This window comes from Desulfobulbus sp. (assembly GCF_031547805.1).
Classification (GTDB): Bacteria; Desulfobacterota; Desulfobulbia; order Desulfobulbales; family Desulfobulbaceae; genus Desulfobulbus.
Window position 1 is genome coordinate 171,729 of sequence record NZ_JAVBRQ010000001.1, and the last position, 20,694, is coordinate 192,422.

Annotated in this window: 21 protein-coding genes; 8 read left to right on the forward strand and 13 right to left on the reverse strand. The window is 64.1% G+C overall.

Translation table 11 applies throughout. From position 1 onward, the window contains the following. Positions 1 to 4 precede the first annotated feature (4 nt). On the forward strand, positions 5 to 1,930 hold the full coding sequence (gene selB / locus RMR13_RS00725; RefSeq protein ID WP_310598722.1) for a selenocysteine-specific translation elongation factor: 1,926 nt from the start codon (positions 5 to 7) through the stop codon (positions 1,928 to 1,930). On the opposite strand, the gene RMR13_RS00730 is transcribed toward selB, so the two are convergent. The 5 genes from RMR13_RS00730 to RMR13_RS00750 all read right to left on the reverse strand — a co-directional run bounded on the left by RMR13_RS00730 (position 1,927) and on the right by RMR13_RS00750 (position 5,431). Beyond that, positions 1,927 to 2,583, reverse strand: coding sequence for an alpha/beta hydrolase (locus RMR13_RS00730; protein WP_310598723.1), 657 nt, complete (start codon positions 2,581 to 2,583; stop codon positions 1,927 to 1,929). The two genes, selB and RMR13_RS00730, sit on opposite strands and share 4 nt — an antisense overlap. A 186-nt stretch (positions 2,584 to 2,769) precedes the next feature. Next, entirely contained in the window at positions 2,770 to 2,979 is a 210-nt protein-coding gene (locus RMR13_RS00735) for a sulfur reduction protein DsrE (protein WP_310598724.1), read from the reverse strand. Between the two features lie 18 nt (positions 2,980 to 2,997). Continuing rightward, positions 2,998 to 3,663, reverse strand: a complete 666-nt coding sequence (locus RMR13_RS00740) for a TusE/DsrC/DsvC family sulfur relay protein (RefSeq protein WP_310598725.1) — start codon at positions 3,661 to 3,663, stop codon at positions 2,998 to 3,000. Between the two features lie 120 nt (positions 3,664 to 3,783). Continuing rightward, the gene (locus RMR13_RS00745) at positions 3,784 to 4,446 is read right to left on the reverse strand and encodes a TusE/DsrC/DsvC family sulfur relay protein (RefSeq protein ID WP_310598726.1); all 663 of its coding nucleotides are present in this window, start codon (positions 4,444 to 4,446) and stop codon (positions 3,784 to 3,786) included. A 157-nt stretch (positions 4,447 to 4,603) separates the two neighbouring features. Beyond that, on the reverse strand, positions 4,604 to 5,431 hold the full coding sequence (locus RMR13_RS00750) for a rhodanese-like domain-containing protein (RefSeq protein ID WP_310598727.1): 828 nt from the start codon (positions 5,429 to 5,431) through the stop codon (positions 4,604 to 4,606). 415 nt (positions 5,432 to 5,846) lie between these two features. Here RMR13_RS00750 and RMR13_RS00755 point away from each other — a divergent pair, with 415 nt between their 5' ends. Genes RMR13_RS00755 through RMR13_RS00765 form a run of 3 tightly spaced genes read left to right on the forward strand, consistent with a single transcriptional unit; the run spans position 5,847 to position 9,122 of the window. Continuing rightward, positions 5,847 to 6,212 carry a hypothetical protein gene (locus RMR13_RS00755; protein ID WP_310598728.1) on the forward strand — a complete coding sequence of 122 codons (366 nt, stop codon included), beginning with the start codon at positions 5,847 to 5,849 and terminating at the stop codon, positions 6,210 to 6,212. Further along, positions 6,197 to 7,810 carry an ATP-binding protein gene (locus RMR13_RS00760; RefSeq protein ID WP_310598729.1) on the forward strand — a complete coding sequence of 538 codons (1,614 nt, stop codon included), beginning with the start codon at positions 6,197 to 6,199 and terminating at the stop codon, positions 7,808 to 7,810. The genes RMR13_RS00755 and RMR13_RS00760 overlap by 16 nt, the downstream gene beginning before the upstream one ends. Beyond that, entirely contained in the window at positions 7,791 to 9,122 is a 1,332-nt protein-coding gene (locus RMR13_RS00765; RefSeq protein WP_310598730.1) for a sigma-54 dependent transcriptional regulator, read from the forward strand. Before RMR13_RS00760 ends, RMR13_RS00765 begins: the two co-directional genes overlap by 20 nt. Positions 9,123 to 9,172: 50 nt before the next feature. Here RMR13_RS00765 and RMR13_RS00770 read toward each other — a convergent pair whose 3' ends face one another. Both RMR13_RS00770 and tilS read right to left on the reverse strand, forming a co-directional pair. Then, positions 9,173 to 9,493 carry a DUF1104 domain-containing protein gene (locus tag RMR13_RS00770; RefSeq protein ID WP_310598731.1) on the reverse strand — a complete coding sequence of 107 codons (321 nt, stop codon included), beginning with the start codon at positions 9,491 to 9,493 and terminating at the stop codon, positions 9,173 to 9,175. Positions 9,494 to 9,742: 249 nt separating this feature from the next. After that, positions 9,743 to 10,774 carry a tRNA lysidine(34) synthetase TilS gene (gene tilS, locus RMR13_RS00775; RefSeq protein ID WP_310598732.1) on the reverse strand — a complete coding sequence of 344 codons (1,032 nt, stop codon included), beginning with the start codon at positions 10,772 to 10,774 and terminating at the stop codon, positions 9,743 to 9,745. A gap of 114 nt (positions 10,775 to 10,888) precedes the next feature. Here tilS and RMR13_RS00780 point away from each other — a divergent pair, with 114 nt between their 5' ends. Then, positions 10,889 to 11,227: an Hpt domain-containing protein gene (locus RMR13_RS00780; RefSeq protein ID WP_310598733.1), complete on the forward strand. Its 339-nt coding sequence runs from the start codon at positions 10,889 to 10,891 to the stop codon at positions 11,225 to 11,227. A gap of 121 nt (positions 11,228 to 11,348) precedes the next feature. Here RMR13_RS00780 and mpl read toward each other — a convergent pair whose 3' ends face one another. The 3 genes from mpl to RMR13_RS00795 form a co-directional block, all read right to left on the reverse strand. Then, positions 11,349 to 12,797 carry a UDP-N-acetylmuramate:L-alanyl-gamma-D-glutamyl-meso-diaminopimelate ligase gene (mpl, locus tag RMR13_RS00785; RefSeq protein ID WP_310598734.1) on the reverse strand — a complete coding sequence of 483 codons (1,449 nt, stop codon included), beginning with the start codon at positions 12,795 to 12,797 and terminating at the stop codon, positions 11,349 to 11,351. Next, the gene (locus RMR13_RS00790; protein ID WP_310598735.1) at positions 12,794 to 12,976 is read right to left on the reverse strand and encodes a hypothetical protein; all 183 of its coding nucleotides are present in this window, start codon (positions 12,974 to 12,976) and stop codon (positions 12,794 to 12,796) included. The genes mpl and RMR13_RS00790 overlap by 4 nt, the downstream gene beginning before the upstream one ends. Before the next feature lie 181 nt (positions 12,977 to 13,157). Then, on the reverse strand, positions 13,158 to 13,754 hold the full coding sequence (locus tag RMR13_RS00795; protein WP_310598736.1) for a hypothetical protein: 597 nt from the start codon (positions 13,752 to 13,754) through the stop codon (positions 13,158 to 13,160). 389 nt (positions 13,755 to 14,143) lie between these two features. Between RMR13_RS00795 and RMR13_RS00800 the strand changes: the two genes are divergently transcribed. Continuing rightward, the gene (locus tag RMR13_RS00800; protein ID WP_310598737.1) at positions 14,144 to 14,623 is read left to right on the forward strand and encodes a CYTH domain-containing protein; all 480 of its coding nucleotides are present in this window, start codon (positions 14,144 to 14,146) and stop codon (positions 14,621 to 14,623) included. 44 nt (positions 14,624 to 14,667) lie between these two features. Here RMR13_RS00800 and der read toward each other — a convergent pair whose 3' ends face one another. From der to RMR13_RS00815, 3 genes are read right to left on the reverse strand one after another with little or no spacing between them, the layout of a single operon-like run. Continuing rightward, positions 14,668 to 16,005: a ribosome biogenesis GTPase Der gene (gene der, locus RMR13_RS00805; protein WP_310598738.1), complete on the reverse strand. Its 1,338-nt coding sequence runs from the start codon at positions 16,003 to 16,005 to the stop codon at positions 14,668 to 14,670. Further along, positions 16,002 to 17,042 carry a phosphotransferase gene (locus RMR13_RS00810; RefSeq protein WP_310598739.1) on the reverse strand — a complete coding sequence of 347 codons (1,041 nt, stop codon included), beginning with the start codon at positions 17,040 to 17,042 and terminating at the stop codon, positions 16,002 to 16,004. Before RMR13_RS00810 ends, der begins: the two co-directional genes overlap by 4 nt. Then, positions 17,039 to 17,932 (reverse strand): sugar phosphate nucleotidyltransferase, encoded by an 894-nt coding sequence (locus tag RMR13_RS00815; protein WP_310598740.1) that lies wholly within the window; start codon positions 17,930 to 17,932, stop codon positions 17,039 to 17,041. Before RMR13_RS00815 ends, RMR13_RS00810 begins: the two co-directional genes overlap by 4 nt. A 167-nt stretch (positions 17,933 to 18,099) precedes the next feature. Here RMR13_RS00815 and hisF point away from each other — a divergent pair, with 167 nt between their 5' ends. After that, complete coding sequence (gene hisF / locus RMR13_RS00820) at positions 18,100 to 19,674, forward strand: imidazole glycerol phosphate synthase subunit HisF (protein ID WP_310598741.1); 1,575 nt, start codon at positions 18,100 to 18,102, stop codon at positions 19,672 to 19,674. A 97-nt stretch (positions 19,675 to 19,771) separates the two neighbouring features. Beyond that, the gene (locus tag RMR13_RS00825; RefSeq protein ID WP_310598742.1) at positions 19,772 to 20,488 is read left to right on the forward strand and encodes a DUF554 domain-containing protein; all 717 of its coding nucleotides are present in this window, start codon (positions 19,772 to 19,774) and stop codon (positions 20,486 to 20,488) included. The last annotated feature ends 206 nt before the right edge of the window (positions 20,489 to 20,694 follow it).

A 20,694-nucleotide genomic window follows, 5' to 3' on the forward strand; every position in this document is an offset into this window, starting at 1 on the left:
AGCCATGCGCGAAATCATCCTCGGCACCGCCGGCCACGTCGACCACGGCAAAACCAGCCTGATCCGGGCCCTCACCGGCATTGAGACCGACCGGCTCAAAGAAGAGCGGGAACGCGGCATCACCATCGAACTGGGGTTTGCCCACCTCGATCTTCCCTGCGGCCATCGGATCGGCATTGTCGATGTGCCGGGCCACGAAAAATTCATCCGCAACATGGTTGCCGGCGCCGCCGGCATGGACTTGGTGGCCTTCGTCATCGCCGCCGACGAGGGCATCATGCCGCAGACCGTCGAGCATTTCGAGATCTGCCGTCTGCTCGGCGTCCGGGACGGACTGATCGTCCTGACCAAGAAGGACACGGTCGACCGGGAATGGCTCGACATGGTCAGCGAGGAGGTGCGGGACTTTTTCAGCAACAGTTTTCTCGCCGAGGCGCCGATCGTCCCGGTCGACTCGCTCACCGGCCAGGGCATCGACGAGGTCGTTCGGCTGTTGGACGCCAAGGTGGCGGCCATGCCGTTCCACGAGGAGTTCGGCCCTTTTCGCATGGCCGTGGACCGGGTTTTCTCGATGAAGGGCTTCGGCACGGTGATCACCGGCACCTCGCTGTCCGGGCGGATCGAGACCGGCGCCGAATTGATGTTCTATCCCGGCGGGCTCACGGCCAAGATTCGCGGCATCCAGGTGCACGGCCAAGACGTGGACCTGGTCGAGGCCGGCCACCGCACCGCCATCAATCTCCAGGGCATCGAGAAGGACCAGATCCACCGGGGCGACATGGCCGCGCCGCCCGGCAGCATGATCGCCGCCACCATCCTGGACGCCGAATGCCACTGCCTTGGCACGACTCCCAGGGAACTCAAGAACCGCACCCAGGTGCGGGTGCATCTGGGCACCCGGGAAATCGTCGGCCGCCTCCAACTGCTCGAATCCGAAACCCTGGTGCCGGGCGAAACCACTCACGTCCAACTCATTCTCCAGGAACCGGTGGCCGCCTGGCCCGGCGACCGGTACGTGATCCGCAGCTATTCGCCGATTACCACCATCGGCGGCGGCGTCATCCTCAACAGTGGCCCCCGGAAGCGCAAGCGGACTCTGGAACGGGACCGGGAAGCGAACCGGACCCATTTCGCCGCGCTGGCAGCCGCCGACAGCGAGCGCAGACTGTTGTTGCTGATCGAGGAGGCCGGCACCAAGGGGATGACCGCCGACCACCTGGCGGCGCGGACCGGGGTGTTCAGCAAAAAACTGAAAAAACAGCTGCAGCATCCCATTTCCACCGGCGCGCTCTTGGTGATCGACTCGGACAGCCAGCGGCTAATGGCGGCGTCGGTGGCCGAAGCCCTCAATCGACGGATGATCGAGCTGCTGGCCGCCTTTCATAGGGCCAATCCCCTGAAACCGGGCCTGGCCAAGGAAGAGTTGCGGTCGCAGTTGCGGCCGGCGGTGGAACAGAAAGTGTTCCAGGCGCTTTTGGCCGGGTTGATCAGGAAAGGTGTGATCGATCAGGAGGGCGCGGACGTCAAGATCAGCGGCCACACCGTCACCCTGCAGGTGGACGAACAGGAAATGGAGCAAAAAATCGAGGCCCTGTACCGCCAGGCCGCCCTGACGCCGCCCAACCTCAAGGAGGTGCTGGCCGCCTTCGGCGAGTTCCCGGAAAAGCAAATCCGCCAGGTGATCGATTTGCTCGTCGGCAAGGGCCAGGTGATCAAAATCAACGAAAGCCTGTGCTTCCACGCCCAGGCCGTCCAGTCGCTCCAGGAAGAAGTGGTGGCCTTCATCCGCCGCGAAGGAGAGATCGATGCCCAGCGGTTCAAGGATCTCACCGGATTGACCAGGAAATTTTCCATCCCCCTGCTCGAATACTTCGACAAAATCAAGCTGACCATCCGCATCGACGACAAACGCGTCCTGCGCAAGGGTTAACCCGCCCGTTTAAACCGTCCGTTTGCCAAGAATACGGCCACCTGCTCCTGCACGGTTCGATGGCGCATGATCAGGGAATGGCCGCAGGGCTGCACCAGAAAATCGGCCATGCCGGTCAGTTGCGCCCTGGCCACCGACACCTTGCCGTCGTTGGAACCGGGAAAGAAACGGCCCAGGCCGACGGCCGGCCGGTTACCGATGAGAATGCCGACCGGAAAGGCTGCGGGACCGAGGCGAGCGGGCAGCTGGTCCGGACCGGTTCCCAGTTGGCATCCCGCCGGGCCGAACAAGAGACGAAACCAGGCAAAACGGCCGAGGCAATCGACTAATTCGCTGCCCTGGTTGGGCGGAGAGAGCATCACTGTCCGCCCCAGTCCGGGCAACGGTTCGCCGGCCAGGAAGGCGCGCAAGAGGATGCCGCCCATGGAATGGGTGACGAAGTGGATGGTTGCGGCCTGCTGCCGGCGCAGGGCGGCGATGGCTGGGGGAATGGCCGAACGGGCCAGGATTTCGATGGGATAACGGCGGGAAGGATAGCCGACGTTGACCACCCGGTAGCCGCGACGATCGAGGAAAGCGGCCATGGACCGCATGGACAGGCGGGTGCGGGCCAACCCGTGCAGCAGGATCACGCCCTCGCTGCGGCCGCTCATGTCGCCCCTGGCGAAGGAATTGTCAGGGGGAAAAAAACCGCGGCTGCTCCGTCCGGGTACCGGCGGAACAGCCGCTGATCAATAGGTGAAAAACCGGTCACTTTCCGCCATCAGGCGATAGAGATCCGTCTGTTTGGCCCGCTGGTGATACGATGCCTCCACCCCGTGGAGGTCGAGCAGCTTGCCTCAGGCCAGAAGCACCCCTTCCGACAGGGTAAAGACCTTGGCCAGCTCGGCCAGGGGAAACCGCTCGGAGGCCAGGGCCGCATACTCGACCGCCGGACCGTTGAGGAACATGGTGACGTCGTCCATCTGCTCGAGCATGAGATTGCCCATCCGAAAGGCGTTCCATATCACTTCCGGATCGCCGCTGCATACCATCAGGGTTGTTTTCATCGGCCCGCTCCTCCTGTATTACTTCACGAACCGCAAACCGGCGATCTTCAGCGCCCCGCGATGGTAGCCGTCCGGGAACAGTTGCTCGAAGGTGTCGAGATCGAGATCGCAGCTTTCGCAGGTCTCGTAAATATTGGGAATCCGATGTTGCACCTGGTGGACATCGCGGAGATAGTAGATGATCCGCCAATGATCGTCGAGCAGCTTGCCGTCCGGAATGTGCATTTCCATGGCCCGGTGGACGGCGAAGTTCTCGTCCCACGAATCCGGATCCACCAGGAAACCGCGCACGTCGGTGGCATAGACCTTGTCTCCGTCGGACAAGGCGCGCAGATCGGCCACGGACTGGCGCAGGTGGACGCCGTAGGGGATGTTGCTCACCCGGTAGTGCACGCCGGCCACCCGGCAGACCCCCCGGTGATACCCGATGGGGAACAGTTTCTGCATTTCTTGCGGCCGCAGACCGCTGGCCTTGCAGGCGGCGAAGATGGTCGGGCAAACCCCGGTTTTCTTGTAGACATCGCGGACATAGTTGATCACGTCCCAATGCTCGTTCGAGAGGACGGGAACATCGCATTCCCGCGCCATCCCTTCGGCAAAATCCTTGTTCCACTGCGCTGGCTCGAGCAGATACCCCTGGTCATCCAGCTCGTAGGCCACGTTCTTGTATTGAAACGACTTCATCTGTTCTCCTTTTCCTGGCCGGCAGATTGCGGGCAGCAAACGCCACCCGCCCTTGCCGGCGAATCGAGTTCCGCCACAAACATCAACACCGCCCCCCTTCTCTCCCAAGGGGGGCAATGCTTATTTCACGAATCGCAACCCGGCGATTTTCAGTGCCCCCCGATGATAGCCATCCGGAAACAAGGCTTCGAGTTCCTCCAGTTCGAGTTGACACTTTTCGCAGGTTTCATAGATGGTGGGAATGCGTTTTTCCCGCTTGAACACATCGCGCAAATAATAAACCACCCGCCAGTGCCCGTCGGTCAGCTCCCGTTGCGGGATCTTCATCTCCAGGGCGCGGTGCATGGCGTAATACGGATCCCAGTTGTCGGGATCGATCAAAAAGCCGCGCACATCGACCTGATACTGTTTCTTTCCGGACAGGGCCTTGAGATCGGCGGTCGACTGCAGGGCGTGGCTGTTATCCGGCAGCCGACGCAGCAGGTAATCGACGCCGGCGATCCGGCACAGGCCCCGGTGGTAGCCGGTGGGGAACAGTACCATCATTTCGCGGGGCCGCAGACCGATGGCCCTGCAAACGGCAAACACCGTGGGGCAGGTTCCGCTCTTCCGGCACAATTCCCTGAGGGCGTTGATGGCATCCCAATGCTCTCCGGTCAGGTGATCGATGCCGCATTCCTTGGCAACGCCTTCGGCGAAATTGGCATCCCAGAAACCGGGGTCGAGCAGGAACCCTTGGTCGTCGACTTGGTAGGTGGTGTCCTGGTACGAAAAGTGCTGCATACTTGTCCTCCTTGGATGTGAGCAAAACATACGCCTTGCTTTTCCTGGTACAAGTCGGCGAATCCCCCATCGATGACTTTCCGGAAAAACCCTCAGTCAACTCTTGTTCCACCTCAAAAAAACATACCGTCGGTTTGTTTTTCCTGCAAGAAATCTCTCAAGAGTCCGAACACTGCCCCAGGGCTCGCGCCGCAAGCAGCATGTGGACCTTTTCCGCCTCGGCAATGGCGTTGAACGCCGCCTCCATGGCTGTGCCCAGGAAACGATGCGCCATGCTGCGGTACAGATCGTAGGCCGCGTATTCGACGGTCAGCGCCATCTCGAGCACCGCACGGCACGGGTGCGGCTGCCCTTCCTCCAAAGAGGTCAGGAGGGCCTCGATCGACAGGCCGCCCTCGACCAAAGTACCGGCCAAGTTGCCGTACAGTTCGGCGAACTCGGGTGGATCGGTTTGCATTTCCGTCCAGAAGCCGTAAACGATCCGAGCGTGAGCAACTTCGGACTCGGCGAGGACCGTCAGGGTCCCGCTCCAGGGGGCATCGCCATACCGCTGGCCCAGCGCGGCGTAGAAGCGTTCCGCTCCCCGTTCAAGCTCCATGGCCTTATGCAGGATCTCGCCGTCGCTCCCGTCCGAATCAAAAACCGTAACCGCTGGAAAAAACGGCAGAAGATTCCCGTCCCAGGCGTGGATGCCACCATGGATGTTGAATACGGTTCCGGCCACATAGGGCCGGGAACCGATGAAAATGGCAGCGCCTTTTGATCGCTTGCCGGAGTGGCAATAGACAAAGATGTCCCGGTCCACCGGCAGTTCCCGCAACCGGCCGGGCAGCTCGCCCAGCGGGATGAGTATCGCGCCGGGGATGTGTCCCCGGGCATATTCGCCGGGCTGACGGACATCGATCAGCAGATACTCGTTCTCCCCGTGCCGGGTCATGTACTCGCGCACCTGTTGCACACTGACATCCTGGAATGCTGTGGTCATGTTCCCCCCTCTTGTTTGTCGTCATCCGATCGTCTCGTCTTGGTTATAGCAACCATCCCGGCTTTTCCAAGCCTGGCACAAGGCGGTGGATCGCATAGTCAAAACAATGTATACCGCCGGTCAACAAAAAATACCAAACATTGTTAAGCTCAGCTTAACATAAATGCTTCGACATTGCCGGTTGCCCGTTCGACAATAATGTCGAGCCGGGCCGGCCGCCGCGCTTCTCGACGTGCGTCCAGGCCGCCCCGGACAAGGAAAGGCTATCTCTCTGGACGATTGGCATGTATACTGCTTGCCACAAAGAGAGCCTATCCGCTTCGGCTTCGACCGGCTGGCCGACTGAACAACGCGACCAGCACACGAACGCCGGAGCGCGATTGCCCGCCGCATTCCCTTCAACCGACACGCCGGCATGACGCCCTCATCACGCATCCGACCGCTTTTCCTGCTGCTGCTGCTGTTCCTGATTTGGCTGCCGTTCGACGGACGGGCTGCCGGACCGGCCGGACCGCCGTCCGCCGAACCGGCTCCAGCACCGCCGGCGGCCATGCCGCCCGACAACGCGACCGGCCAACCCGTCGAGCCCCCCCGGCCCAAAAGCGAACAGGAGTACCGGGAGCTCAGGCACCGCTACCGCCACGACCCCACCGGGGTCCGTGCCCGGCTGGGCATGTGCCGCGAGGAACACGGCGGCGGCCATCGCCACGGCCATGGACACGGCGGCGGACACGGTCGCGGTCGCAATCAAGGTGGAGGCGGACAATGGGACAGGCCGTGAACAAACTCCCCCTGCCTTCCTGGGCCATGAACCTGGCCGGATTCGGCCTGCTCGTCGCCCTGGTGCTGGCCGCCTTTTTCTGGCAGTTGCTGACGCTCGACCGCGACCTGCAGAACAGCACCCTGGCCCGCTCCCGGATGATCGCCGCCATTATCGAGGAAAACCTGCACAATGCCGCCCTGGCGAGCGCCACCGTCGACACCGTGGTCACCACCCTGCTCCGCGACAAGGCCCGGTTCGTCGAGTACCTCAACGACATCGACCCGCTCCAGCCGGGGGAACTGGCGGCCTTGGCCAAGGAAACCGGCCTGCTCGGCATCGCCCTGGTACGGCCGGACGGCAAGGTGGTCGCGGGACCGGAAAAATGGCGGACCGAGGCCACGGTCTGCGAACCCGCCTCCGGCGAGGTCCGCTACGACCGGGAACGCCACTCCGCCCTGTTGATCGTCCCGGCCACCGGCACCCGCCTGCGCTGCATCCAGATCGGGCTCGATGCCAAGGCCATTGTCCAGCTCCAGCAAAAGACCTCGCTGCCGGCCCTGCTGGCCACCCTGTCCGGCTTGCCGGGCATTCATTTCGTCCGGCTGGAGCCGGAAAAGACGACCGGCGAATCGGTCCGGCTGTTGGATGCGAAGGGCAAATACACGGCCGAAACCAGCCTGACCACCTCCATGGGCACCCTAGTGGTGGGCCTGGATGCGGCCAGCCATCGCAGCCGGATCGAACAGATGCGGCACCAGTTCTTTCTCTTCGCCACCCTGCTGCTGGGTCTCGGCGTCTTCTTCTCCTGGCTGCTCTACCGCGTCCAAAAGGCGGATCTCACCCGGACCCGCACCTTCGAACGCCTGTTGGCCAGGGAACATGAAGCGGCCGCCCTGGGCCGGGCCACGGCCACCATTGCCCACGAGGTCCGTAACCCGCTCAACGCCATCAGCATGGGGGTGCAGCGATTGCGGCTGGAGTCGCCCGAGCTCCACGCCGAACAGCGGCAACTGATCGATGCCATGGCCGAGGCGGTGCAACGGGCCGGAACCATTATCAACGAACTCCAGCGCTTCACCAGGACCCTGCAGCCCCGACCGGCGCCCATCGTCCCCGGTCAGCTCCTTATGCGCCTGCTGCCCCTGTATCGACAACGCTGTGCCGATCAGGGCATCGAGGTCGAGATCGGCGCAGGCTGCGACACCCCCATCTCGGCCGACCCGGACCTGATCGCCGAACTCCTGGAAAACCTGCTGAAAAACGGCATCGAGGCCCAACCGCAAGGCGGCATGCTCCGTTTTGACCTGCAAAGGGCGGCCGAAGGCAGGGAACTGGCGGTGACCAGCGGCGGCATGCTCCCCAGCGACGACCAGCTCGAACGCATGGGCGAACCCTACTTCACCACCAAGACCAGGGGCACCGGCCTGGGCCTGGCCCTTTGCCGCCGGATCGCCGAGGCCCACGGCGGCGGCCTGCATATCGCGGTCGACCGGCCGCGCAACCGCCTGACCGTGCGCATCCTGTTGCCCCACAGCCACCAAGCCGGCCAACTTCCGGCCACGATGCCAAAGCCACCGGCCAAGGAGCCGCAGCCCCATGAATATTCTGATTGTTGACGACGAATCCCTGCAAAGAAACCTGCTGGCCGGCTTCCTGGCCAAACAGGGCTACACCGCAATCGAGGCGGCCTCGGGCGAGGAAGCCCTGCACCGCTTCATGGCCGATGCCGTCGGCCTGGTTCTGCTCGACCACCGCATGCCCGGCATGGGCGGCGACGAGGTGCTGGAGCGGATGAAAACGATCAATCCCCTGGTGCCGGTGATCATGATCACCGCCTACGGCGCGGTCGACACCGCGGTTCGGGCTATGCAGCTGGGAGCGGACGATTTTCTGGAAAAGCCGGTGGATCTGGAACTGTTGTTGACCCGGATCAGGGCCATTGAGGAACGATTCTACATCGCCGACGATGCCGCCCGGGTGGAGGAAGCCATCGATGTCGAAGCCCTGCCGGTCCGGCTGATCGCCGGCAGTCCGGCCATGCGCCAGGTACTTTCCCTGGCGCTGCGGGCGGCACCCAGCCCATGGACCGTGCTCATCCAGGGCGAAACCGGCACCGGCAAGGAGCTGATCGCCCGGCTGGTGCACCTGCTCAGCCCGCGCAGGGAAGAGCCGTTCGTGGCTCTCAACTGCGCCGCCGTGCCGGAAGGATTGTTCGAATCCGAGCTGTTCGGCCATGAAAAGGGCGCCTTCACCGGGGCGGTCAACCGGCGGCGCGGGGTGATGGAACAGGCCCATGGAGGGACCTTGATGCTGGATGAGGTCGGCGAGCTGCCCCTGGCGGTGCAGGCCAAGCTGCTGCGTTCGCTCCAGGAACAGACCATCTGCCGGGTGGGCGGCGAACAGCCGATTCCGGTGGATGTCCGCATCGTGGCGGCGACCAACCGCAACCTCAAGCAGATGGCCGCGGACGGCGACTTCCGCGAAGATCTCTACTTCCGGCTCAATGTGATCAAAATCGAGATCCCGCCCCTGCGGCGACGCAAGGAGGAAATTCCGGAGCTGATCCGCTTTTTCCTGGCCAAGCTCGACAGCCGGGCCGTGCTGGACGACCAGGCCCTGCAACAATTGACCAAGTATCATTTTCCCGGCAATGTCCGCGAGTTGGAGCACATCCTCCAGCGCACCGTCACCCTGGCCCGTTCGCCGCGGATCGGCCTGCGCGACCTGCCGCCGGAGATCCGCGACTATCGGGGGCCGGTGGCCGAAGGCGATCTGGTCAACCGGCTGGCCGAGATCGAACGGCAACTGCTGATCGAGGCCCTGGAACGCCACCAATGGGTACAGACCAAGGCGGCGGCCGATCTGGGAATCAGCGAGCGGGTGTTGCGCTACAAGATGGAGCGGCTGGAGATCGTGAAGAGAAAGTGAAAACCGGCGCCGATCCCTGCGGATCGATCGACGCCGGGGACAGCGGCCGTTTACTTGCTTTGCGCCACCGGGGCCGCGCCCGGCCCCCAGGGACACCAGCCTCCGCCATGGCCCCAACCGTGACCCCCACCATGGCCCCGGCCATGGTGGCCCATGCCCGGACCGATGTATTTCTGCCGTTCCTCGGGGCTCATCTGGCTGAGCCGCTTCCACCACTCGGTGTGGAAAGCGTGCCACTCTTCCTGCGAGGCATTGTTCAGGGCGCCCCGCTGGGCGCTCAGCTGGTCGCTGGACATGGCCGAATAATCCATGGCCCAGGCGGTTCCGATTGTCATTGCCACACAGCAGATGGCCAGCAGTGTCTTTTTCATGGTGTCACCTCGAATTGCTTGGTTGCTTTTCATCCGCTTCTCCATGCCGGAGAAGCTGCCTACCCTGGTAAATCAACTTCCGTGCCAACTGAGGCAACCAATAATTTCGCGGTAACACAGCAAGATAAAAGAAAAGTCATCGCAACGGCTCCAGGACGGCTCGACAAGCGGCAGCCAGGGCTCGACGATATTGTCGAAGATGGGTGGACGGCGGGATCGGCCGGCGGCCAGGAAGCGGTCAAGCGGCGATCAGGCGAGGCGGCCGCGCCAGGGGCCCCGGCCCTTGGGGAAGGAGAAGATCAGATGGTCGCGCTGCACCGCCACCCGCAAGCCCCGGCTGAGGTGCAATTCGCTGCCTGTCTGCCCGCAAACGGCGGCGGTGAGCAAGGAGAGGATCTGGCGGTAATGGGCCGGGGTGTCGAGCTGCCAGAGCAGGCGTTCGAGCAGGCGCCGCTGCAGGGCGGGATGGAGGCGGCGAAAGGCCGCCCGGTCAAGGCGGCAGGCGCCCGGCCCGCCGACATCCGGCGAACGGGGGTCGACCACCGCGGCCCATTGTTCGGCGAGCAGGGATTCGAGCAGGTCCTCGTCCTCGCCGAGATTGGCCGCGGTCTTGAGCAGGGCGGCGCGGATGCCCGGATCGTAGGCGGACTCCAGCAGCGGCAGGAGATCGAGCCGGACCCGGTTGCGGAGGAAACGGCGGTCGTCGTTGCTCGAATCGTGGCAAAAGCCGATTCCCTTGTCCGCCAGGTACATCAGCAGTTCCTGCTTGCGGACGCCGAGCAGCGGCCGGACGATGTGGCCCGAGCGCATCCGCATGCCGGCCAGGGCCTTGCCGCCGCCGCCCCGGAACAGGCGCAGCAGGATTTCCTCCGCCTGGTCGTCGGCGGTGTGGGCCACGGCCAGCAGGTCGGTCGACCATTGCCCGGCCAATTCGGCAAAGGCGCGGTAGCGCGCCTCCCTGGCCGCGTGCTCGAGCGAAAGCCGCCCGGCGGCAGCAACCGCGCCGACATCGATGGCCAAGCGCGCGCACTCGACGCCGAGCAGGGCGGCGGCCTCGCGCACGCACCTCCATTCGCCGGGGGTTTCTTCGGGCCGCAGGCCGTGATCGATGTAGGCGGCCACCAGGGTGCAGGAAAAATCGTTTCGCAAGGCGGCCAGCACCTGCAACAGGGCCATGGAATCGGCGCCGCCGGACACGCCGACCAAGAGACGGCAGCCGCCAACCGGCAGGGCCGCCCGGACAATATCCTGGCGAATCCGGTATTCGAACGGGTGCAGCACTGTTTTCTTCCTTGACCGATCCTTCACACTCATGGGAAGATGGGGCAGTGGCAACGGCTTTTCCTTCACACAGGCGAACGAAGAAAACGCATTTCCCCTGGAGGCTCAACCGCAATGGACCGCGCGGCCTATCTGCACCTCATCAAGCAACATCTCAAGACCTACTATCTGCTGAACGACGACAAAATCGAGACCATGATCCCGGTCTTCGCCGCCACCCTGCGCTCCCACATGACCCGGTTGGCCGACCTGGCGGCCGACGGCAACATGGAGCAACTGGGCAAGGCCAGCCACGCGGTCAAGGGCGCCCTGCTCAACATGGGCTTGGCCGACCTGGCCGAAACTGCCCGCCTCATCGAACTCCGCTGCAAAAACGGCGACTGCACCGACGACTACCGGTCCATGATCAGCCAACTGCACAGCACGGTCTTCCGGCTCAGCGAAGATTGGTGAGCGCGGCCGCCTCGGCAAAGCCGCACCCGCTCTCCCCCCCTGCCCTCACGCTTCCGGATTAAACGCCGGCTCAAACGCCGATTCTTTCCCGATTGCAACGAAACGGCCCGTTCTACCGAATTCAAGCCGGCCGGCCGAGCTGCATCAGCAGCCGTTCGTGGATGTTGTCGAAGCCGCCGTTGGACAAGATGACCACCACGTCGCCCTCGCGGCACAGATCGTCCAGCGCCACCAGGATGGCCTCGGTGTCGGGAAAGGCTTGGGCCGCAAGGCCCTGCGCCGCCAGATCGGCCGCCAGCCGGACGGACGAAAACTGCTCGCTCATCGGCAGGGTGTCGAGCGGCACGTGCTCGCGGATCAGTACCTGGTCGGCATCGCCGAAAACGCGGGCATACTCCGCCTGAAAGACGGCCCGGCGGCTGGAATTGGTGCGGGGCTCGAACACCACGATCAGCCGATTTCCCGGCCAGGCCAGCCGCAGGGCATGCAGGGTCTCGCGGACCGCGGTGGGATGATGGGCGAAATCGTCGATCACGGTCACGCCCCGGACCACGCCGCGGATCTGCTGCCGCCGCTTGACGCCCTCGAAACTGGCCAGACCCGCGACGATGGCTTCGAAGGCAAAGCCGAGATGGTGCAGCAGGGCGATCACCGCCAGGGCATTGAGCCCGTTGTGCCGCCCCGGCATGGGCAGGGTGCAGCGGCCCAGAGGCTGGCCCCGATGCACGGCCGTGAACTCGATGCTCAGGCCTTTGGCGTGCAGATCGGCCAGTTGCCACTCGCAATCCGCGCCGCTGCCGTAGCCGATGACCGGGCAATGGGCGGCGCCGGCCAAAGCCGCCACCACCGGATCGTCCAGGCAGGCCACCAGCGCGCCCGTGGGCGGGATGCGGCCGATGAATTCGGTAAACGAGGCCTTGATGGCCGCCAGGTCGGGAAAGATATCGGCGTGATCGAATTCCACCGAGGTGAGGATGGCGCAATTCGGGCGGTAATGCTGGAATTTCGACACCTTGTTGAAAAAGGCGGTGTCGTATTCGTCGCCCTCGACCACGAAATGCGGGCCCTCGCCCACCCGGGCGTTGCGGCCGAAGGCCTCGACCAGGCCGCCGATCATGAACCCCGGGCCGGCTCCCAGGCGGTGGAGAGTGGTGGCCAGGAGCGAGGAGGTCGTGGTTTTACCGTGGGTGCCGGCCACCACCAGCGAGCACTTGCCTTCGAGGAAGAAATGGCCCAAGGTCTGGGGCATGGAGAGGTACGGCAGGCCCAGCCGGGCCAGTTCCATGGCCTCGGGATTGGTGATGCGGACCACGTTGCCGACCACCACCAGATCGGGCCGGGCCGCCAGGTTGGCGGCCGCGTAGCCGGACATGACCTCGATGCCCAGGCGGGCGAGGAAGTCGGACATCGGCGGATAGACATTCTGGTCCGAGCCGGTCACGGTGTAGCCCCGCTCCTGGAGCATGGAGGCCAGCGCGGCCATGCCGGTGCCGCAAACGCCGATCAGGTGGATGTGGCGGGGGTGGTCCGGCGCCCGGTTCAGGGCCGGATCGAGCAGTCTTCCGCTCATTGGGAACGTACCGTGCGACGGATGGCCTTGTAGACCGAATCGAACGTTTCCTCGAACGACGAGGGGGTCAGCCGCCCCACCTCGATGAACTTGACCACGATCTCCTTGGCCACCTTGAAAATAGCCTCGTCGGTCACTTCCTGCCGGCCTGGCTGCCTGTTTTTCTCCTCAACACCCATGGATGCACCCTTCAGATTCCTGGCAATAAAATGCCCCTGTTACAGGAAGAAGGCCAGTTCTATACCAAGTGTAACAGGGGCAACCACCCATGCATGGAAAAAACCTCGTCAGCATTCTCCGCAGGGTATGGCTCGTCTTTTTCGTATCGTGCACAAAAGCGGCGCGCTGCCGGCACGGCGCTCAATTCTTTTCCAGCGTCCGGTAATCGATGGCCTCGCCGTAGGCCAGGAGATCTTCCCTGGCCGCCGGCCGCCCCTTGATGGTGACCACGAAGCGCGAGGCCACCACGATGTAGAGTTCGCCGGTCTTCTTGCCGCTGTCGTACTTGAGGATCGCCCGCTGGCCCTTGACCATTTCGAGCTTGCCCCCGCCGGCACCGGCGAACATGGGATTGTTGACCATCATCAGCACCGACTGCAACACCGGCGAATCGGAGACGATTTCCACGCTGACGCTGGACGATCCTTTCTTGTAGTCGCGGCTGACCGTGACCCCGCCGCCGAGGATGGCCGCTCCCAGAGCCTGGGCGCTGGCATCCTCCCCTGCCCAGCCCGACAACGGCGCGGGCAGGAGCGCTTTCATCCGCTCGCTCTTCTGCTGCCGAACCAACTGGGCCGCATAGTCGAGATTGGAGGCCGCGCCGGTGTAATCGCCGGTTTGGTACTGCCGGGTCGCCTCCTTGATGGTGCTCAGCACAATATCTTCAGCCCACGCCGGTCGCGAACAGACAACCAGGGCCAGGGCTAGAACGATCCGGATCAAAGTGGGTAGGGACATGGGTCGAATCACTAGTGGTGGAACGGAAAATCAGGTCAGCACTTTGATACCAGGAGGGGCTTGAGGTGTCAAGCAAAGACCCGGTTTTCCCGGTGGAAAGGTTTTGCAACAAATATGAAATTACAAACAAATACCGTATTGACCGCCAAAAGAATCCTTATGGTTTGCGCTGGCGTCCGCCTCCTTTGCCGGTGCGGCGCGGGTTGCCGGAAACGGCAAAACCGGCTACCCTTGAATCGGCTGCCGCCGGGCAAGCAAATCGGGACAATGGGCAGGTGGAACGATTGTGTTTCCAATCAACCACGAGGCGATTTGCCCGGCGGGGCTGGGCACAATATCCTACGTCGTGACAGAGGAAACGGAACGAGAAGAGCACAAGGAGAGCGGGCATGGGCCGGGAAATCGAACGTAAATTCCTGCTGGCAGGAGACGGCTGGCGCGGGCTGGCCGAGGGGATCGAGTACCGCCAGGGATATCTGTGCGCCGATCGGGCGCGAACCGTGCGGGTGCGGCTGGCCGGCGACCGGGGCTTTCTCACCGTCAAGGGCCCGACCGCGGGTGCCGGCCGCGACGAGTACGAATACGAGATCCCGGTTGCCGAGGCCCGAATGATGCTCGATACCCTCTGTCCGCAGCCGCAGATCGAAAAAAAACGCTACACCATCGCCTTCCGAGGCCATCTCTGGGAGATCGACGAATTCCTGGGCTCCAATCAAGGGTTGGTGCTGGCGGAAATCGAACTGGCGGCGGAAGACGAGCCGTTCGCGCGGCCGGAGTGGATCGGCCGGGAAGTCACCGGCGATGCCCGTTACTACAACGCCATGCTCTGCCGCCAGCCCTACCGCGACTGGCCGGATGCCGACAAGTAGCGCCCGCCGCCGGACCGAGCTCTTCCTCGCGTATCTCGGCGCAGCTACTTCTTGCGGTTGCTCCGTTCGCGGAACAAAAGCCGGATCGGCACCCTGTCCAGCTCTAGTCCCTCGCGGAAGCTGTTGGTCAGGTAGCGCTGGTAGGAAAAATGAATCCCCTTGGGATCGCTGGCCACCACCGCGAACAGCGGCGGCGCGGTGCCCAGCTGGGCGGTGTAGTAAAACTTGAGCCGGCGGCCGTGGTAAAAAGGCGGCTCGTGCCGGGCCACCGCCTCCGCCAGAAGCCGGTTGAGGGCGGCGGTGGCGAAACGCTGGCGATACTGGCGGTGCACCTTGCCGATCTCCGGAAAAAGCCGCTTGATGCCGGTGCCGGCCAGGGCCGAGACCTTGAGCACCGGCGCGAAGGGGATGAACTTGACCGCCATCCGCACCTCCTCCAGCAACCGCTCCTGCCGCTTGGGCTCGTCCTTGATCAAATCCCATTTATTGAGACAGATGATCACCGCCCGCCCCTGTTCCTGGGTATAGCCGATCACCTTGGTGTCCTGCTCGGTGATTCCCTCCTCGGCGTCGATCAGCACCATGGCGATGTCGCACCGACCCAGGGCCCGCAGCGATTTGAGAATGGAGAACTTTTCCAGCTTGTCGGTGGTCTTGCCCCGGCGGCGGATGCCGGCGGTGTCGATCAGCAGGTAGTTGTAGGGATCGCGGCTCACCAGGGTGTCCACCGAATCGCGGGTGGTGCCGGCAACCTCGGAGACCACCATCCGCTCCTGGCCGATAATGGCGTTGATCAGGGAGGACTTGCCCACGTTGGGCCGGCCGAGAAAGGCGATCCGCACGGTATTGTCCGGCAGGTTGTCCACCGGCGCGTCCTTCTCCAGGTGCGGCAGCAGCCCGGTCATCAAGGTGTCGAGGCCGTAGCCGTGGTCGCCGGACAGAGCCCACAGTTCCTCGACCCCGAGTTCCCAGAACGGGGGCAGCAGGGTGTCCTCGATTTCCGGGCTGTCGATCTTGTTGACGATATAAAACACCCGTTTCTCGGTGCGGCGCAGCAGGTCGACGATCTCGATATCGCTGGGCGTGAGTCCTTCGCGGCCATCCATGAGGAAAAAGATGACGTCGGCCTCGTCGACGGCCAGCAGGGCCTGGTGCCGGATGTGGTTGACGATGGTGTCGTCCTCGTCGTCGATGCCGCCGGTGTCGACCAGCATGAACGGATGGTCTTCCCAGCGCACCGTGGCGTAGTGGCGGTCGCGGGTGACGCCCGGCGTCGGGTCGACCAGGGCGTCGCGGCGGCGGGTGAGCCGGTTGAACAGGGTGGACTTGCCCACGTTGGGGCGGCCGATAAGGGCAACCAGGGTGGCGTTTTCCGTAGTCATGATCGTTGACAAAGCTCCTGGCGGCATTGGCCGGTGAGGGTGTGCAGGGCAGCATATCCGCCGGCCCCGGGTTTGGCAAGCAGGCGGTCGAGCGAGGCCAGGGCCGGCTCGAGGTAGCGGGCGAAAAACGGTTTGCCCCGCACCTGGCTCAGGAAGGCGAAGGCGCCGAGGATCTGAAGATTGCGCTGCAGGCCCAGCAGCAGGTATTCGCGGCGGAATTGATCGGGATCGTATGCCAGCTCTTCGCCCAGCGCCTCCAGGTAGACGGCGACGAGCCGGTCCTGGATGGCTTCGGGCAGGGCCGCGTAGGGGTCGAGCAGCAGCGAGGCCAGGTCATAGGCCAGCGGCCCGAGGCGCCCGCCCTGGAAGTCGACGATCCGCACCGCGCCTTCGGTCAGCATCAGGTTGCGACACTGGAAATCGCGGTGGAGGAAAAAATGCGCCGGCGCCCGAGCCGCCTGGTCGGCCAGCCGGGCGCAGTCGGCCTCCACTGCCCGGCGGTCGAAATCGAGCCCCAACAGGTCGGTGCAGCAGGCCCGGAGAAAATAATTCGATTCGCGCTCGATCATCAGTTGACGGTCGTAGCGGGGCGTGTCCCAGCACCAGACCGGGTCGAAACCGTCGGCACCCCGCACCTGCATCCGGGCCAACTGCCGCACCGCGCTTTCATAGGCAGGAATGCTGTCTTCCACTCCTTGCTCCGCCACCTGCTCGAACAGCCGCCGCTCGCCCAGATCCTCGCACAGCGCCAAGCCGGTGGCCGAATCGAAACCGTGGATCGCCGGGACCGGCGCGCCGGTGCGGCCAAGATGGCGGCCGATCTCGGCAAAGGCGATTGCCTCGGCCAGGCCGCGCGGCTCGTGCGGCGGCGGCAGCACCGCGACCACTCCGGAGCGGTCCGGCCCGCGCAGCCGGTAAAATCGGCGGGAGGAGCCATCCGGCACCAGTTCGTGCACCGCGACGTTGGCCCGGTTCCATGCGCGCGGGGAGGCTCCGAGCAGGCGGCCGGCCAGGTCGACGAGTTCGCCGATGTTCATGGCCGCCCCTGCGATGCCGGGCCAAAGGCCGCATCGATCTCCGGCCGGCCGGTGACGATCCGCCCGGTCAGCACACTGCCCGCCGCCACTTCGGCCCCGTCCCAGACCACTGAGTCGAGCAGGCGCGCGCCCTGGCCGATCACCGCGTCGGCACCGACGCAGCCCCACCCTTCGAAGACCGCATTGTTGCCGATCCGGGCGCTCGGGTCGACCAGCCAGCCCGTCTGTTTGGCGAGCAGTTCCCGATGCAGATCGAGGTAGTCGGCCGGGGTGCCGATATCCCGCCAGCGCGCCCCGTCCACCCGGCAAAAGCCGATCCGCCCTGCAAGGGCCAGCTCACGATAAAGATCGATAATATGGTGGAATCGGTTGGACGGGATGAGCTCGATCACCTCGGGGTCGACCACCTGGATGCCGGTGAAGGCCAGCAGCTCGGCCGCCGCAGCGCCGAAGCTCCGGACCCGGTCGCCCTCGATGCCGACCGTGTTGAAGCGGGGATGATCGTGCAGGGCCAGGGTGACGTCGTTCTTCGACAGCAGATGCCGGTGGTACACCTGTTCCAGGTCGATCTCGTGGTAGAGATCGCCGTTCATCACCAGCAGCGGGTCGTTGTCCAGCCGGTCCAGGGCCAGGCGCAGGCTGCCGCCGGTGCCGAGGATGGCCGGCTCGCGCTGGAGCAGGGTCTCGGGCCAGGGAGCCAGCGCCGCCTCGACCTGCTCCGCCAGGTGGTGGCAGTTGACCACCACCGGCGCGCAATCACAGGCCCGCGCCTGCCCGAGCAGCCGGTGCAGCAGGGGTTGATTGAGGACCGGAAACAGCGGCTTGGGGCGGAAATCGGTATACGGCCGCAAGCGGGTGCCGTACCCGGCGGCAAGAATGACGGCTTGCATGGCGTTGGGAAATGAACTTGACTTGCGCCGGAAACTACTCTACAAAATACCTTTTCCGGCCGGTTGGCGAAAATATCCAGCCCTTCGGGCTCGCGCCGCGCGTCCTGCGCGGCCCTGTCCTTGTACCGTCTCCGGTCCATCCTTGCAAGTATCCGAGCGAAAAAACCATGATTACCCTCCTCGACTACGGCGCCGGCAATGTCCGTTCGGTGATCAACGCCATCGAACGCCTCGGCGAGACCGTCTCTCTGGTCAACAGCGGCGCGGACATCGACCGGGCCGAGCGATTGATCTTCCCCGGCGTCGGCAATTTCGGCGCCCTGATGCACACCCTGCGGGAAAAGGAACTGCGCGAGCCCCTGCTCCGCTTCTTGCGCGCCGGCAAGCCCTTCTTCGGCATCTGCGTCGCCCTCCAGGCCCTGTTCGAGTCGAGCGAAGAGGCCCCGGAAGAGCCGGGCCTGGGCCTGCTGCCCGGCCGGGTGCAGCGGTTTACTTGCGACTTGGCCATCCCCCATATCGGCTGGAACGGCATCAAGGCGCACCAGGCTTCGCCCCTTTTCCACGGCCTCGCGGGCGACGAGAAGTTCTATTTCGTCCACTCCTACCACGTGGCTCCGGCCGCCGGCGACGACATCCTCACCACCACCGATTACGGCTATGAGTTTGTCAGCGCCATCCAGCGGGGCGCCATGGTGGCCACCCAGTTCCATCCGGAAAAGAGCGGCCGGGCCGGGCTCAAACTACTGGAGAACTTCCTGGCCGGCAGCCGCGAGGCCATCCGCCCCTCGGCTTGTCCCCGCACCACCACCCTGGCCAAGCGCATCATCGCCTGCCTGGATGTGCGGACCAACGACCGGGGCGACCTGGTGGTTACCAAGGGAGACCAGTACGACGTGCGCGAGGAGGGCGCGGTGCGCAACCTGGGCAAGCCGGTGGAATTGGCCGGGGACTATTACGAACAGGGGGCCGACGAGATCACCTTTCTCAACATCACCGGCTTCCGCGATTTTCCGCTCCAGGACATGCCCATGCTCGAGGTGCTGGAGCAAACCTCGAAAAATGTCTTCGTCCCCCTGACCATCGGCGGCGGTATCCGCGACTTCACCGACCGCGACGGCCGTTTTTCCAGTTCGCTGGAGGTGGCCTCGCAGTACTTCCGTTCCGGCGCCGACAAGGTCTCCATCGGTTCGGACGCGGTGTTGATCGTCGAGGAGGTGCTGCGAACCGGCAAGGCCACGGGCCTGAGTTCTATCGAACAGATCGCGCGGGTGTACGGCAACCAGGCGGTGGTCATCTCCATCGACCCGCGCCGGGTGTACGTGGCCGACCCGCAGGCGGTGCCGCAGGTGACGATCCCCACCGGCTTTCCCGGACCGAACGGCGAACGATACTGCTGGTACCAGTGCACCGTCAAGGGCGGTCGGGAAGGACGGCCGGTCGACGCGGTGACCCTGGCCAGGGTGTGCGAACAGTTGGGCGCGGGCGAGATCCTGCTCAACTGCATCGACAAGGACGGCACCAACTCGGGCTTCGACCTCGAATTGATCAATGCGGTGCGCTCGGCGGTGACCATCCCGGTGATCGCCTCCAGCGGGGCGGGCAGCGCCCGACATTTCCTGGAAGTCTTCACCCAAACCCAGGCGGAAGCGGCCCTAGCCGCCGGTATTTTCCACCGCAAGGAAGTGCCGATCAGCGCGGTGAAGGAGTATTTGCAAGGAAAGGTGGAGATTCGGCCGGGTTGATCCCCCGGAACGACAGCGACCGAATGTTTTTTGTTTTGCTTGATGTGAAGCGGGCTTACCCCATGCGCACCAGGCTTTTTTTCAAGGTGGCAGCATTATGGTAGGACCCATCGTCAACAGCGCCGGCATCATCGCCGGCGCCCTTTGCGGCGTCTTTGGCGGGCGCCTTCTTTCGCCGGATTTCCGCACCAAGATCAACAATGTCTTCGGCTGCATCTCCCTGGGCATCGGCATTTCCATGGTCACCAAGGGCCAGGCGCTCCCCCCGGTCATTCTTGCCCTGCTGTTCGGCGCGATCCTGGGAGAGCTCTGCCGGATCGAATCCATGGTCATGCGGCTTGCGCTCAAAGTCGTGGGGCTGCTCCGCTTCAAACGGCTCGCCACCTCCAACCTCTCCGGCCAGGTGTTCCGCGATCAGTTCGCGGTGTTGACCATTCTGTTCTGCGTCAGCGGATTGGGCTTCATCGGCTCCATCGAGGAAGGCCTCACCGGGGATCCATCCTTGCTGCTCGTCAAGGCCGTGCTGGATTTTTTCACCGCGTTCGTCTTCGCCTCCAACATCGGCGGCGCCATCGGCATTCTGGTGCTGCCGCAATATGCGATCCAGACAGCCGTTCTGCTGTTGGCGACGACCGTCATGCCTTTCATCACCCCCATCATGTTCGCCGACTTCTCCGCCTGCGGCGGCTTCATCATGCTCGGCACAGGACTGCGGCTCCTGGGGCTGGCCCAAATCCCCGTTCTCAGCATGCTGCCCAGTCTGTTACTGGTCATGCCGCTTGCCTTCCTTTGGGAGAAATTCTTCTCCGCCTGACCCTGGGTCTTGACCTAAACAAAAGACAAGCCCCGCCCCATGGGCTCCCGGTTCCTCCCCAATTTTCCGTAAAACGGCATCCTGCCGGCTGACCGCAACGAACCCCATTCGGCTGGCCGCGAATGAGGATGGTTGCGGTTTTCCGCCGGTGTTTGTACCATGCGCCGAATGCCCGCGCCGAGCCGGACCGCACGCAGCCCGGCGCT

Excerpts from the sequence above, each read along its gene's own strand:
- RMR13_RS00760 (WP_310598729.1), top strand. The coding sequence starts at position 6,197 with ATGGGACAGGCCGTGAACAAACTCCCCCTGCCTTCCTGGGCCATGAAC.
- selB (WP_310598722.1), top strand. The coding sequence starts at position 5 with ATGCGCGAAATCATCCTCGGCACCGCCGGCCACGTCGACCACGGCAAA.
- mpl (WP_310598734.1), bottom strand. The coding sequence starts at position 12,797 with ATGAGCGGAAGACTGCTCGATCCGGCCCTGAACCGGGCGCCGGACCAC.
- RMR13_RS00795 (WP_310598736.1), bottom strand. The coding sequence starts at position 13,754 with ATGTCCCTACCCACTTTGATCCGGATCGTTCTAGCCCTGGCCCTGGTT.
- RMR13_RS00770 (WP_310598731.1), bottom strand. The coding sequence starts at position 9,493 with ATGAAAAAGACACTGCTGGCCATCTGCTGTGTGGCAATGACAATCGGA.
- RMR13_RS00780 (WP_310598733.1), top strand. The coding sequence starts at position 10,889 with ATGGACCGCGCGGCCTATCTGCACCTCATCAAGCAACATCTCAAGACC.
- RMR13_RS00800 (WP_310598737.1), top strand. The coding sequence starts at position 14,144 with ATGGGCCGGGAAATCGAACGTAAATTCCTGCTGGCAGGAGACGGCTGG.
- RMR13_RS00740 (WP_310598725.1), bottom strand. The coding sequence starts at position 3,663 with ATGAAGTCGTTTCAATACAAGAACGTGGCCTACGAGCTGGATGACCAG.
- RMR13_RS00730 (WP_310598723.1), bottom strand. The coding sequence starts at position 2,583 with ATGAGCGGCCGCAGCGAGGGCGTGATCCTGCTGCACGGGTTGGCCCGC.
- RMR13_RS00750 (WP_310598727.1), bottom strand. The coding sequence starts at position 5,431 with ATGACCACAGCATTCCAGGATGTCAGTGTGCAACAGGTGCGCGAGTAC.
- RMR13_RS00825 (WP_310598742.1), top strand. The coding sequence starts at position 19,772 with ATGGTAGGACCCATCGTCAACAGCGCCGGCATCATCGCCGGCGCCCTT.
- RMR13_RS00735 (WP_310598724.1), bottom strand. The coding sequence starts at position 2,979 with ATGAAAACAACCCTGATGGTATGCAGCGGCGATCCGGAAGTGATATGG.
- RMR13_RS00745 (WP_310598726.1), bottom strand. The coding sequence starts at position 4,446 with ATGCAGCACTTTTCGTACCAGGACACCACCTACCAAGTCGACGACCAA.
- RMR13_RS00790 (WP_310598735.1), bottom strand. The coding sequence starts at position 12,976 with ATGGGTGTTGAGGAGAAAAACAGGCAGCCAGGCCGGCAGGAAGTGACC.
- RMR13_RS00815 (WP_310598740.1), bottom strand. The coding sequence starts at position 17,932 with ATGCAAGCCGTCATTCTTGCCGCCGGGTACGGCACCCGCTTGCGGCCG.
- RMR13_RS00765 (WP_310598730.1), top strand. The coding sequence starts at position 7,791 with ATGAATATTCTGATTGTTGACGACGAATCCCTGCAAAGAAACCTGCTG.
- RMR13_RS00810 (WP_310598739.1), bottom strand. The coding sequence starts at position 17,042 with ATGAACATCGGCGAACTCGTCGACCTGGCCGGCCGCCTGCTCGGAGCC.
- der (WP_310598738.1), bottom strand. The coding sequence starts at position 16,005 with ATGACTACGGAAAACGCCACCCTGGTTGCCCTTATCGGCCGCCCCAAC.
- RMR13_RS00755 (WP_310598728.1), top strand. The coding sequence starts at position 5,847 with ATGACGCCCTCATCACGCATCCGACCGCTTTTCCTGCTGCTGCTGCTG.
- hisF (WP_310598741.1), top strand. The coding sequence starts at position 18,100 with ATGATTACCCTCCTCGACTACGGCGCCGGCAATGTCCGTTCGGTGATC.